Source organism: Microthrixaceae bacterium (genome assembly GCA_023957975.1).
GTDB lineage: Bacteria > Actinomycetota > Acidimicrobiia > Acidimicrobiales > Microtrichaceae > JAMLGM01.
In genome coordinates this window covers 1-12,441 of the sequence record JAMLGM010000009.1, presented here as the reverse complement: position 1 = coordinate 12,441, position 12,441 = coordinate 1, and the positions used below count along the sequence as shown (strand labels likewise).

Below are 12,441 nucleotides of genomic sequence, written 5' to 3'. Positions count from 1 at the left end.
GGTGGATCGCGTCCTGATCATGATCCCGATCCTGCTGGTGGCGGTGGCTGCTGCGGTGTTGTTGCAGCGTCGACGGCCCGATGCCCCGACTCAATCGGTGGAACACGTCGCCCCGGCCCAACTCGACCGTCGCGATTTCGCCCGGCCCGAAGCCGACTGGCTGGTCGCCGCGTTCACCTCTGCAACGTGTGACACCTGCAGCGATGTGGTCGCCAAGGTTGAGATTCTCGCCTCGGACGAGGTGGCGATCGACATCGTGGAGTACGGCAAGGCGCGATCGATGCATGAGCGCTACCGCATCACCGCGGTCCCGACCGTCGTCATCTGCGATGCCGCCGGGGTTGTGCGGCGTTCGTTCCTCGGGCCCACCTCGGCATCGCACCTGTGGGCCGCCGTCGCCGAGGTGCGAGAGCCGGGTTCGCTCCCCGAGGGCGGCTGCGGAAATCACTGATCGGGCCGTCGCTCCCGATCAGACCACGCCCTCGATCAGACCTGCAATGCCGACTCAGGCCGGGGGTGCGCTCAGGTCCGGTGGTGGGCTGAGCGGCGGGATCAACGGGGTGCGCGCCGGAGCTGGGGCAGGCGGAGGGTAGAACGCCTGCTGCGGCTGAACCGGCGGGGTCGGAGGGGTTGCCGCCGGGTCGGGAGGCGACACGATGGCGCCGCGGCTCTGAGCGATCAGGCGGTTGACATCGGCGCCAGAAATCGTCTCGTGCGCCAACAGCGCCTGAGCGACGGCGTCGAGCCCCTTGCGCTCGGTGGTGAGGGTGTCGATGCAGCGCTGTTCGCAATCGCGCAAAATACGCTCGACCTCCTCGTCGATGACGCGAGCGGTCTCATCGGAGTACTCACGGCCGCCACCCATGAGGTCGTCTCCGAGGAACACCTGCCCTTGAGAGCCCCACGCCATCGGTCCGATACGGTCGCTCATGCCCCATTCGCGCACCATCTTGCGGGCGCGTTCGGTGGACACGACGAGGTCGTTGTTGGCCCCGGTCGAGACGACGCCGAACACCAGACGCTCGGCGATCCGGCCGCCCATCGCCATCACGATCGAGTCCTCAAGGTACTTCTGGTCGTAGCTGTGGCGGTCTTCCTCGGGAAGCGAGATCGTGACTCCGAGCGCCATCCCCATCGGAATGATGGTCACCTTGTGCAGCGGATCGGTGTGGTCGAGCACCGCGGCACACACCGCGTGGCCAGCCTCGTGATAGGCGGTCAGTTCCTTTTCCTTGTCCGACAGCACCATCGACTCGCGCTTGGCGCCCATGAGCACCCGGTCGCGGGCGTACTCGAAATCGATGTTGCGGATGTACTGCGAACCCTGGCGAACGGCGTGCAGGGCGGCCTCGTTGACGAGGTTGGCCAGCTCGGCGCCGCTCATGCCCGGCGTGCCGCGGGCGACCAGGTCGAGATCGACATCGTTCGCCAACCGCTTGTGACGCACGTGGACGTCGAGGATCTGGCGGCGATCGGTGATTTCGGGCAGCGGAACCACGACCTGGCGGTCGAAGCGGCCGGGGCGCAGCAGCGCGGGGTCCAAGATGTCGGGGCGGTTCGTGGCCGCCATCATCACGATGCCTTCGGTCGCCTCGAACCCGTCCATCTCCGACAGCATCTGGTTCAGGGTCTGCTCGCGCTCGTCGTGGCCGCCCCCGAGTCCGGCGCCGCGTTTGCGGCCGATGGAGTCGATCTCGTCGATGAAGATGATCGCTCGGCCCATCTTGCGGGCCGAGTCGAACAGGTCACGCACCCGGCTGGCGCCCACCCCGACGAACATCTCCATGAAGTCCGAACCCGACACGGACAAAAACGGCACTCCCGCCTCGCCGGCGACCGCACGTGCGATGAGGGTCTTGCCGGTTCCGGGAGGGCCGACGAGCAGGATGCCCTTGGGGATGCGAGCACCGATCTCGGAGAAGCGATCGGGTTCCTTGAGGAAGTCGACGACCTCTTTGATCTCGGTCTTGACGCCCTCGTATCCGGCGACATCGGCAAAAGTGGTCGCCGGCCGTTCGGAACTGTAGGTCTTAGCGCGGCTGCGCCCGATCGACATGATGCCGCCCATCTGCCCCTGAGCCCGACGCTGCATCCAGACGAAGAAGCCGATCAGCAGGAGAATCGGGAGGAACACCGGTATCAGGTCGGTGAGCAGATTGGGCTGGTTCGTATGGAACGTCAGCTTCGTGTTGCTGCGCAACAGCGCCATCGTCGCTTCATCTGGTGTGACCGGGCCGGTGGTCTGGAACTTCGTGCCGTCGTCGAGCGTGCCGGTGATGATCGTCGTGGAGTTGTCCCACGTCGCCTCTTTGACGTCGCCAGACTCGACCTTCGCGAGGAACTCGCTGTATTCGATCTCGTTTCGCGACGAGGATTCGACTCGGGTCGCGGCGAACATGGCGATCATCACGATGCCGGCGACGATGAACAGCGTCCAGCGCGGCAACCCCTGATCGCCCTTGGAGAAGGGCCCTTGGGGACTGTTCGGCTTCTGGGATGGGGGAGAGGGCTCGGCAGCCATGGCGTACAGCCTAGAAGCTGTGGCGGGCCTTGCGTGATCGGAATCTGAGAGGTCGCGCTCAGTCCCAACCTCGCAGTCCCAAGCGGGTGGCCATCCGCGGGTTGCCGACCCGATGACACTATCGTCGCCGCCGATGAGCAGGACCTGTGCACGTCCGGGGTGTGACCGCCACGCCGTCGCGACACTCAGTTACAACTACGCCAACAGCGTTGTGTTCCTCGAGGACCTTGCGCCGCAGGCCCACCCGATGGTGCACGACCTGTGCGGGCCCCACGCCGACACGCTGCGGGTGCCGCGTGGCTGGACGCTGCAGGATTCGCGTCGGGTAACGTCGCTGCCCATGTTCGAGCATCGCAAGACCGCCTGAGCGTGAAGCGACCCTCCTTCGTCGAGGACGTCGCGCCGCCGTGGTCGAGCGCCCAGGCGGTCGGCGTGGTGCTTGGCTCGCACGCGTCGTTGATTCTCGGGGGGAGTCTGGTGATCGTGGCGTCGGGATATTCGGCGTCCGGAAGCGTTTCCGACATTCCGATCGGTTGGCAGGCCGCGGCAACCTCGCCGCTGTGGATCGCGGCGGTGGTGTTGACCTGGTTTCTGATGCGACGCACGCACGCCGATCCGGTCGCCGAGTTGGGGTTGCGGTTTCGACCGGTCGATCTGGTGATCGGGGTCGGCGGTGGCATGTTCATCCAGTGGGTGGTGTTGCCGCTGCTGTACTGGCCCATCTTCCGCCTGACCGATACCGGGGCCGACGAACTGGGTGAAGCGGCGCGTGAACTGGCCGACACTGCGTCGGGTTCGCGGTGGGGTGCGTTGGTGTTTCTCATGATGACGGTCCTGTGCGCTCCGATCGCGGAGGAGACGATCTACCGCGGCGTCCTGTTGCGAGGGCTGCACTCGTTCGGAACCTGGGGAGCGATCGTGTTGAGCGCCGTGGCCTTCGGGGCGTTGCACCTGCAGGGGCTGCAGCTTCCGGGCCTGATCGCGGTCGGTTTGATCTGCGCGATCGCAACGAAACTTACCGGCCGGCTCAGCACGGCGATCCTGGTGCACGCCACGTTCAACGCGATCACCGCAATTCCCCTGGTCTTCGGCTGAGGTGAGCCGTCGGACCCGGTTGAGGGTCGGGCGCACTAACCGGGGCGGGACTGGCGTCCGACACCGGACCCGTCGGGGTTGATCCGATCGGATCAAAGCGCCGCAAGGTGCTTGAACCCGGCGCGGTCTCGACGATGGAGAGGTTCCACTTTCCACTGAGGGGAACCTGTTCATGAGTACTGCACGGAAGCGGTCGACGGTCGCGCAGGATGCGCAAAGCGCCGTTCATTCGAAATCGCCGGAGCACCGCTGTGGCGGCTGCAATCAAATCGTGGTTTCGATCAATCTGCTGATCGACGGGGAGGAGTTGACGATGCGTTCCTGTTCGATCTGTGATCGGCGCAGCTGGCACCGCGGCGGTGAACCGGTGAATCTCAGTGGTATCCTCGCCGACTTGAGTTCCTCCCCGACGCGTTACCGGCGGGATCTCGCGAGCCGCTGAACGCTCCGGTGTGGCGGCGAAACCTCGACCCGTCGACCACACAGGTAAGAATCGACCGATGGACCCAGAGCCGATGACCGCCGTGGACGACGAGGTGCACGAGGTCGGAGACCCTTCGGAATTCGAACCGGTCGACGAGGCCGCCTCCGAAACGGTGGGGGTGAAGAGCCCCTCCTGGACATGGTGGACGAGGGAGCGGTTGTTCAGCCTCATCGTCGTCGCTGCCTGTTGCATCTACATGGTGTGGGCGGTTCACCCAGAGCTCGTCCTCACCGACACCACCGCCACCGGCGGTGATATGGGTGCGCACGTGTGGGGCCCGGCGTTCATGCGCGACTTCCTGTTGCCGCAGTTCGCGGTGACCGGCTGGAGCGCCGACTGGTATGCCGGGTTCCCCGCCTACCTCTTCTACATGGTCATCCCGTCGCTGATCATCGTGATCCTCGACGTCGGCATCTTCGACGTCACTTCCATCTTCGGGGCGCTGGCATCGGTCGTCGTGGTGGCCGGGGCCATCGCCGCGATGTGGCGGATCCGCCATCACGAGTCGCGGCTCGTTCGCTTCGTGGTGTGGGTCGGTGCGGGCCTCGGCGCACTGTTGTTGATCGATCTGCCCTACAACATCGCCTTCAAGTTGGTGGTCGTGTCGGGGCTCATCGCGTTCCCCGCCGCGGTGTGGTACCTGATGAACGCTCTGTCGCTGCGTCGCCCGGGCCCCGAACTCGGGGCGATCGCGTCGCTGCTGTTCTTGATGGACCGCTACCTGTTCAACATCTACGGCGGCAATATGGCCTCGACGATGGCCGGGGAGTTCGCGTTCTCGATCTCGATCACCCTCGCACTGTTCGGCTTGGGCCTCGTTGCGAACGGTGTTCGAACGGGCCGGTATCGGGCCCGTGCCGCGATGGTCATCGCGTTGTCGTTGATGTGCCACGTCATTCCCGGGTTCTTCTTCCTCGTCACCGCGGCGGTCATCATCGTGGTGTTGCGCCCGCAGGTGTCGTCGTGGAAGTGGGCGCTGCCGACGGGGTTGAGCGCCGGGTTGATGGGCCTGTGGTGGTACCTGCCGTTCTACGGTCACAGCCACTTCCTCAACGACATGGGCTGGGAGAAGCTCGGTGTCCAGTTGCGCGGGGAGAGTTGGGCCCGCACCCAGATCGGTGGCGCACTGCGAACTGCGGGGGTCGAGGTGGCCAGTTCGAATCCCGTCGACGCCATTCGCTTCGACATGAACTGGGTGCAGATCCGTCGCTACCTGTTGCCCTTCGCCCCGTTCGAGATCAACGGCCAAACGATCAACGACCCCAACATGCACCACGGCAAGATCATCTTCGCCCTGGCGGTGGTCGGCGCGGTGATGTCGCTGATCATGGTGGTGCGCGCCGGCATCTTCTTCACCCTCGTCACCGCCATCACCGCGATCGCGTTCATCGTGATGCCACAGCACCGCTTCTGGAACGCCCGGGTGCTGCCCTTTTATTACCTGTCGATCTTCCTGCTCGCCGCGATCGGCGTCGCGTTGTTGATTCGGGCCGGGGCGCTGGTGTTCAAGGGGAGGTGGGTCGATCCGCCGGCCCCGATCAGCATGGGGGTCACCCTCGCTTCATTCATCATCGTGTTCGTCGCGATGGGGATGCCCCTGCGTGCGCTGCCAGGGGGGTCGATGGGGGCCGACGGCGCCTACCACTGGCTCTGGTTGTCTGCGAAGGCCGACAACCCGGTCAGGGGTTGGGCGCAGTGGAACTTCGACGGCCTTGAACGAAAACCGGGGACCAGGATCGAGACCGAGAACGAGGGCACCGATCAGGCGGTGACGCGAAGGATCCTCGACACGTCGAATTCCGATGAGTTCTTCGGGATGATCGACATGATGGACGAGGTGGGTTCTGAGCATGGTTGCGGGCGCGCCATGTGGGAGTACGGCGAGCGGCTTGGCGACTACGGCACCCCGATGGCGCCGATGCTGTTGCCGTACTTCACCGATCATTGCATCGGGTCGATGGAGGGGCTCTATTTCGAGGCGTCCTCGACCACCCCGTTCCACTTCCTGGTCCAGTCGGAAATGTCGGAAAAGCCGTCGCGACCGCAGCGTTTCGACAGCCACCTTCAGTTCGCCAGTTCGCCCTACCGCAGCCTCGACGTGGCGGCGGGGGTGAGCCACCTGCAGTTGATGGGTGTGAAGTACTACCTGGCGTTGACCGATGCCGCCAAGGAGATGGCCGACGCCGAACCTCGCCTGACCAAGGTGGGCGAGAGCGGTCCGTGGCGGGCCTATGAAGTGGCCGACATCGACCTCGTAACTCCCTTGGAGAACGAGCCGGTGGTGTGGAACGACGTTCCCAACGACATCTACGACTATGCGAAGCCGGCCATCGACTGGTTCAACGACGAGTCGCAGTGGGAGGTCGTCTTGGCGACCTCTGGACCAAAGGAATGGAAACGTATCTCGGCGGGCGAGACCGCTCCGCTGACCCCGACCGATGCGAAGTCGGTCAAGGTCACCAACGTCAAGTCGACCCAGGACACGATCAGCTTCGACGTGAGCGAGACGGGCGTGCCGGTGTTGATCCGCAGTTCGTACTTCCCGAACTGGCGGGTCGATGGTGCCGACGATGTGTACCGCGTGACCCCCAATCAGATGGTCGTGGTTCCGACCTCCAATCACGTCGAGTTGTCGTATGGGCGTAGCGGTATCGAGTGGATCGGATATCTCCTGTCGTTGATCGGATTCATCGGGTTCCTGTACTTCGTGATTCGCGGGCCGGGGTTGGCGGTCACGCCGGAGACCGGCGAGTTCTTTGGAGATCGCGAGTTCATCCCCGAGGACGACGACGGCGAGGGCGAGGACGGCCCGGCCGAGGGCAGCGGTCTTGCCGGGGACTCTGACCCGCCCGAGGAGGACGCGGGTGTCGTCGCCGAAGCGGACGTCGGCCCGCCCGAGGACCCGCTCTTGTCGTGAGGTTCGTGCGGCGCTTCACGACGATCGGTGCCCTCGTCACGATTGTCGATATCGGCCTGTTCCTGGTGCTGCGCTCGGTCGTGGGGTGGCCGGTCATCGTCGCGGATGTCATCGCCATCACCGTGGCCGCGGTCGCGTCGTATTGGTTGCACCGCGCCATCACCTATGCAGCGGAGCCCGCTCGCCGCTGGTACCGCGATGTTCGCCACTACGTGGCCGCGGCGACGTTCGCCGGGTTGGTCGATCTCGCCGTGCTCCTGGTGGTGGCCGGCAACTCGACCGCGGTGCTGCACCTGCTGATAGCGAAGCTCGCCGCGGTGGTCGTGGCGTTTCTTATCCGTCTGGTGTCGTACCGCCAGACCATGTTCGACGTGATCCGATCCGACCAGGGGCGCGACCCCGAACGCGGGCCCGCTCCCGGCGAGGTGCGCCTCAGCCTCGTCATTCCTGCCTACTGCGAGGAGGCGGGCATCGCGGCGACGGTGGATCGGGTCGAACAAGCGCTCGGTCACCTGCGCGACGAAGGCGGTTTCGAACTCATCGTCGTCGATGACGGCTCCCCCGACGACACTTCGAGCGCGGCACGAGACGCCGGGGCCGACGTCGTGATCACCCTCGAGCGCAACCAGGGCAAAGGGGCGGCGGTTCGTGCGGGAATGCTCGCGGCGCGGGGCCGATCGGTGGCCTTCACCGACGCCGATCTCAGCTACTCACCCGACCAGGTGCTACGGCTGCTCGCCGCGCTCGAGGAGGGTTGGGATGTCGTTGTCGGGTCGCGCAAACACACCAGCACGCTGACCCTGGTGGAGACCGGTCGGCTTCGCGAGATCGGCAGCCGGGTCGTGAACGCCCTGACGATGTTCGTGCTGTTGGGGCAGTACCGAGACACCCAGTGCGGGTTGAAGGCGTTTCGTTCCGACGTCGCCCGACTGGTGTTCAGCAGGACGCGCATCGATGGGTTCGCGTTCGACATCGAGGTGTTTCACCTCTGTGAGCGTTTCCGCCTCACGCTGACCGAGGTGCCGGTCGAGGTGGCGAATTCGGAGCGCTCGACCGTCCACGTGGCTCGCGACACCATTCGGTTGATTCGCGACGTCTTTCGTATCCGCTCGATCGCCCACACCGGCGGATATGAGATCGAGCCGGACGAACCGACGGACTTCGTTACCGCAAACTGAGCCGGCGACCCTACAGTGGCCATCGTCATGAATGCATTCGAAGCGATTTTCAAGGCCTACGACGTGCGGGGCATCGTGCCCGAGCAGTTCGATGCGGAGATGGCCCGCTCCATCGGCGCGGCCTTCGCCCGGTTCGTCCTCGACGACGACCCGTCGGTGACCAAGGTGCTGGTGGCGCGAGATATGCGCCCGTCCGGCCACGACATGGTCGCGGCGTTCGCCGATGGTGCCACCGGCCAGGGCGTCGACGTCGTGGATCTGGGTCTCGGTTCGACAGACCTGCTCTATTACGCCGCAGGCTCCATGCATGCTCCCGGCGCGATGTTCACCGCATCGCACAACCCGGCGCAGTACAACGGCATCAAGTTCTGTCTGTCGGGAGCCCGTCCGGTGGGCGAGGAGTCGGGGCTGTTCACGGTTCGCGACCTTGCGGCGGCCGGACTCGAACGCGTCGCCACGCCGGGAACGGTGTCGCAACGCGACGTGCTCGCCGACTTCGCGGCGCACGTGCGCAGCTTCATCGACCCGTCGGTGCTGAAGCCGCTCAAGGTCGTGGCCGACACGGCGAACGGCATGGGCGGCCTGGTCGTGCCGGCAACCTTCGAGGGTCTTCCGTTCGACCTTGAGGTGATGTACGGCGAACTCGACGGGACGTTCCCGAACCATCCGGCCGACCCGATCCAGCCGGAGAACCAGCGCGATCTGATCGCCCGGGTGCTCGAGGTCGGCGCCGACGTCGGGCTCGCGTTCGACGGTGATGCCGACCGGGTGTTCCTCGTCGACGAACTCGGCGTGGGCCTGTCGGGCTCGACCACCACGGCGATCCTTGCGGACGCGATCGTGCGGCGCCACGGCGGCGGCAAGGTCGTGCACAACCTGATCTGTTCCAAGGCGGTGCCCGAGGTCATCCGCGAAGCCGGCGGAACCCCGATCCGCAGTCGAGTGGGCCACAGCTTCATCAAAGGGGTCATGGCCTCGGAGGGAGCGGTGTTCGGCGGCGAACACTCGGCGCACTATTACTTTGCCGACAACTACCGCGCCGATTCCGGTCTCATCGCGGCGGTGATGGTGCTCGAGCAGTTGTGCGTTCGCGACCTTCCGCTGTCGGAGTTGCGCAAGCCCTACGAGCGATATGCCGCCTCGGGGGAGATCAACACCAAGGTGCCCGACACCGCCGAGGTGATCGAACGGGTTGCTGTGGCCTATGAGGGTGAGCAACAAGACCGCCTCGACGGGCTCACCGTCGACCTCGGCGACTGGTGGTTCAACCTGCGGCCGTCCAACACCGAACCGCTGCTGCGCCTGAACCTCGAGGCCGCCACACCCGACGACGTCGCTCGCCGTGTCGCCGAGGTCCGAGGGCATTTCGGCCTCGACTGATCCGGCTACGCTCGGTTCATGGCCATCTCCGACGACGCCCTCCTCGAGTTTCTCGCCTGTCCGCAGGACAAGGGTCCGCTGCTGTATCTCGCGGATGAGGATCTGCTCTACAACCCTCGCCTGAAGGTCGCGTACGCGATCAAGGAGGGCATTCCGGTGATGTTGGCCTCGGAGGCGACCTCGGTGAGCGAGGACGAGCATCAGCGCATCGTTGCCAAGGCCGAGTCCGCCGGCGCCAAGTCCTGAGCCGATCATCGTGAGTATCGACAGCGACTCGGCGGGGGAGGTCCTGGACTCGATGGGCGCGATGGCGTCGTTGTTCCAGGCTCCCGCAGCCATTCGGGCGACGATCGCCGCAGCGGGGTCGGCCGGAGTGCCCGAGGGATTGGAAATCGGAGCGGTGGTGCTCGCAGCGTCGCAGCGCTCGGCGTTGACGGCCAAGACGGTTGGCTCCATCGCTGCTCAACGCGTCCAGCGCCCGGTCATCGTCAACCTCGGCGAACCTCTGCCGGTGTGGCTGGGGTCGCGTTCGTTGGTGGTGGCGCTCGACGATGCGGCCGCGAACGAGGTCGTGAGCGACGACAGCGTGGCGGGTGTTCCGGTGATCGCCATTGGCGCTCAGACCGAGCGTCGCCCGAACCCGTTGGTCGAGACGGCCGCAGCGTTGGTCGCGTTGGCCCAGTTCGACATTGCTCCTGGTCTGCTCGACGACCTGATCGGTGCGGCCGACCTGGTCGAGTCGCGGCTCGAGGAGTGGGTGGCCGACAAGGGGCCGGCGCGTCGCCTTGCCCGACGAATCGGCCGCACGTTGCCGCTGGTGTACGGCGCCGGCCCGGTGGGTGCCGCGGCGGCCGCGTCGTGGAAATTCTCGGTGAATCGCAACGCCAAGGCCCCCGCCTATTGGAATGCGGTGCCCGGTGTCGACTTCGACGAGGTGTGCGGCTGGGCGCAACACGGCGACGTGACCCGGCAGGTTTTCACGCTCGCGGTGTTGCGCTCCGCGCTTGAAACCGACGATCAGCGCCACCGGCTCGACGTGACCGCGGAGACCTGCGAGGAGATCGTCGCCGGGGTCCATCCGGTCGACGCGACCGCGACCACCGATGTCGGGGTGCTGTTCGAGTTGATGGCGTTTGGCGAGATGGTGTCGCTGCACATGGCCGATATCGCCGACATCGACCCGGGTCCGACCCCGGTGCTCGGCCGCTATTGAAGCCCACGTCGTCTCGCCCGTTCGCGGTGGTGGGATAACCTGTCTCGCCGTCGGCTGTCTTGAACCCGGTGTCTGATGACCCCAGCCGCGCCTCCAATCATCTCGACGAGTCGCGACGCCGTCGGCGCGCGCTCGTTTGTCGCGAAAGGCGCACCACGTGGACTTCAAGGTCGCGGACATCAACCTGGCCGAGTTCGGTCGTAAGGAAATCACCCTCGCCGAGCACGAAATGCCCGGTCTCATGTCGACCCGGGCCGAATACGCCGACGCGCAGCCGCTCAAGGGCGCTCGCATCATGGGTTCGTTGCACATGACGATCCAAACGGCGGTGCTCATCGAAACCCTCGTCGCCCTCGGCGCGGACGTGCGATGGGTGAGCTGCAACATCTTTTCCACCCAGGACCACGCCGCGGCCGCCGTGGTGGTCGGCCCCGACGGCACGACCGACAACCCGCAGGGGGTTCCGGTCTACGCGTGGAAGGGTGAGACGCTCGAGGAGTACTGGTGGTGCACCGAACAGGCGCTGCGGTGGCCCGACGGCGGTGGCCCCAACATGATTCTCGACGACGGCGGCGACGCCACCCTGCTGGTCCACAAGGGCGCCGAGTACGAGGCCCACGGTTCGGTCCCAGAGCCGCACGAGTCGAACTCCGACGAGTGGAACGTCGTGCTCGATCTGCTCGCCCGTTCGGTGGCAGACGAGCCGACCCGTTGGAGCGAGGTGTCCAAGGCCATCATCGGTGTGACCGAGGAGACGACCACCGGCGTGCATCGTCTCTATCAGATGCATGAGGCGCAGCAGCTGTTGTTCCCCGCCATCAACGTGAACGACTCGGTGACCAAGTCCAAGTTCGACAACCTGTACGGCTGTCGCCACAGCCTCATCGACGGCATCAACCGTGCGACCGACGTCATGATCGCCGGCAAGACCGCCGTGGTGTGCGGGTACGGCGACGTCGGGAAGGGATCGGCTGCCTCGTTGCGCGGCCAGGGGGCGCGGGTGATCGTCACCGAGATCGATCCGATCTGTGCGCTGCAGGCCGCGATGGAGGGCTATCAGGTCCTCACGCTCGAAGACGTTGTCGACACCGCCGACATCTTCATCACCACCACCGGCAACAAGGGCATCATCTCCGCAGAGCACATGGCGCGGATGAAGCATCAGGCGATCGTCGGCAACATCGGTCACTTCGACAACGAGATCGACATGGCCGGCCTTGCCAAGATGAGCGACGTGCGCCGCATCAACATCAAGCCGGGCACCGACGAGTTCGTGTTCCCCGACGGACACTCCGTGATCATGCTCGCCGAGGGGCGTCTGTTGAACCTCGGTTGTGCGACGGGCCACCCGAGTTTTGTGATGTCGAACTCGTTCACGAATCAGGTCATCGCCCAGATCGAGCTGTTCACCAAGACCGAGCTGTATCCGGTCGGCGTGTACGTGTTGCCCAAGCACCTCGACGAAAAGGTCGCTCGGTTGCACCTCGACAGCCTCGGCGTGAAGCTCACGAAGCTGACCGACGAGCAGGCCGACTACCTCGGCGTTCCGGTCGAGGGCCCCTACAAGCCGGATCACTACCGGTACTGAGTCACTCCCGGCTGACCAGCGCCAGCCCGTTCTCCGATAACCAGTGGTCGTGATCACGACCACTG

General features: G+C 65.4%; 10 protein-coding genes. 9 read left to right on the top strand and 1 reads right to left on the bottom strand.

Translation table 11 applies throughout. The features are described 5' to 3' along the window. The first annotated feature begins 1 nt into the window (after window position 1). Window positions 2–451, top strand: coding sequence for a hypothetical protein (locus tag M9952_12810; GenBank protein ID MCO5313803.1), 450 nt, complete (start codon window positions 2–4; stop codon window positions 449–451). Between the two features lie 54 nt (window positions 452–505). On the opposite strand, the gene ftsH is transcribed toward M9952_12810, so the two are convergent. Continuing rightward, on the bottom strand, window positions 506–2,521 hold the full coding sequence (ftsH, locus tag M9952_12805) for an ATP-dependent zinc metalloprotease FtsH (GenBank protein MCO5313802.1): 2,016 nt from the start codon (window positions 2,519–2,521) through the stop codon (window positions 506–508). Between the two features lie 133 nt (window positions 2,522–2,654). Here ftsH and M9952_12800 point away from each other — a divergent pair, with 133 nt between their 5' ends. The 8 genes from M9952_12800 to ahcY all read left to right on the top strand — a co-directional run bounded on the left by M9952_12800 (window position 2,655) and on the right by ahcY (window position 12,376). After that, window positions 2,655–2,888 carry a DUF3499 domain-containing protein gene (locus M9952_12800; protein MCO5313801.1) on the top strand — a complete coding sequence of 78 codons (234 nt, stop codon included), beginning with the start codon at window positions 2,655–2,657 and terminating at the stop codon, window positions 2,886–2,888. A 2-nt stretch (window positions 2,889–2,890) separates the two neighbouring features. Next, window positions 2,891–3,616 carry a CPBP family intramembrane metalloprotease gene (locus M9952_12795; GenBank protein MCO5313800.1) on the top strand — a complete coding sequence of 242 codons (726 nt, stop codon included), beginning with the start codon at window positions 2,891–2,893 and terminating at the stop codon, window positions 3,614–3,616. A gap of 500 nt (window positions 3,617–4,116) precedes the next feature. Next, a complete protein-coding gene (locus M9952_12790; protein MCO5313799.1) occupies window positions 4,117–7,017 on the top strand; it encodes a hypothetical protein in 2,901 nt (966 codons plus the stop codon). Next, window positions 7,014–8,195 carry a glycosyltransferase gene (locus M9952_12785; GenBank protein ID MCO5313798.1) on the top strand — a complete coding sequence of 394 codons (1,182 nt, stop codon included), beginning with the start codon at window positions 7,014–7,016 and terminating at the stop codon, window positions 8,193–8,195. The genes M9952_12790 and M9952_12785 overlap by 4 nt, the downstream gene beginning before the upstream one ends. A 27-nt stretch (window positions 8,196–8,222) precedes the next feature. Next, window positions 8,223–9,575: a phosphomannomutase/phosphoglucomutase gene (manB, locus tag M9952_12780; GenBank protein MCO5313797.1), complete on the top strand. Its 1,353-nt coding sequence runs from the start codon at window positions 8,223–8,225 to the stop codon at window positions 9,573–9,575. Between the two features lie 18 nt (window positions 9,576–9,593). Then, window positions 9,594–9,821 carry a Trm112 family protein gene (locus tag M9952_12775; protein ID MCO5313796.1) on the top strand — a complete coding sequence of 76 codons (228 nt, stop codon included), beginning with the start codon at window positions 9,594–9,596 and terminating at the stop codon, window positions 9,819–9,821. Window positions 9,822–9,831: 10 nt separating this feature from the next. Further along, complete coding sequence (locus M9952_12770; GenBank protein MCO5313795.1) at window positions 9,832–10,788, top strand: hypothetical protein; 957 nt, start codon at window positions 9,832–9,834, stop codon at window positions 10,786–10,788. Window positions 10,789–10,945: 157 nt separating this feature from the next. Beyond that, window positions 10,946–12,376 (top strand): adenosylhomocysteinase, encoded by a 1,431-nt coding sequence (gene ahcY, locus M9952_12765; protein MCO5313794.1) that lies wholly within the window; start codon window positions 10,946–10,948, stop codon window positions 12,374–12,376. Window positions 12,377–12,441 lie beyond the last annotated feature (65 nt).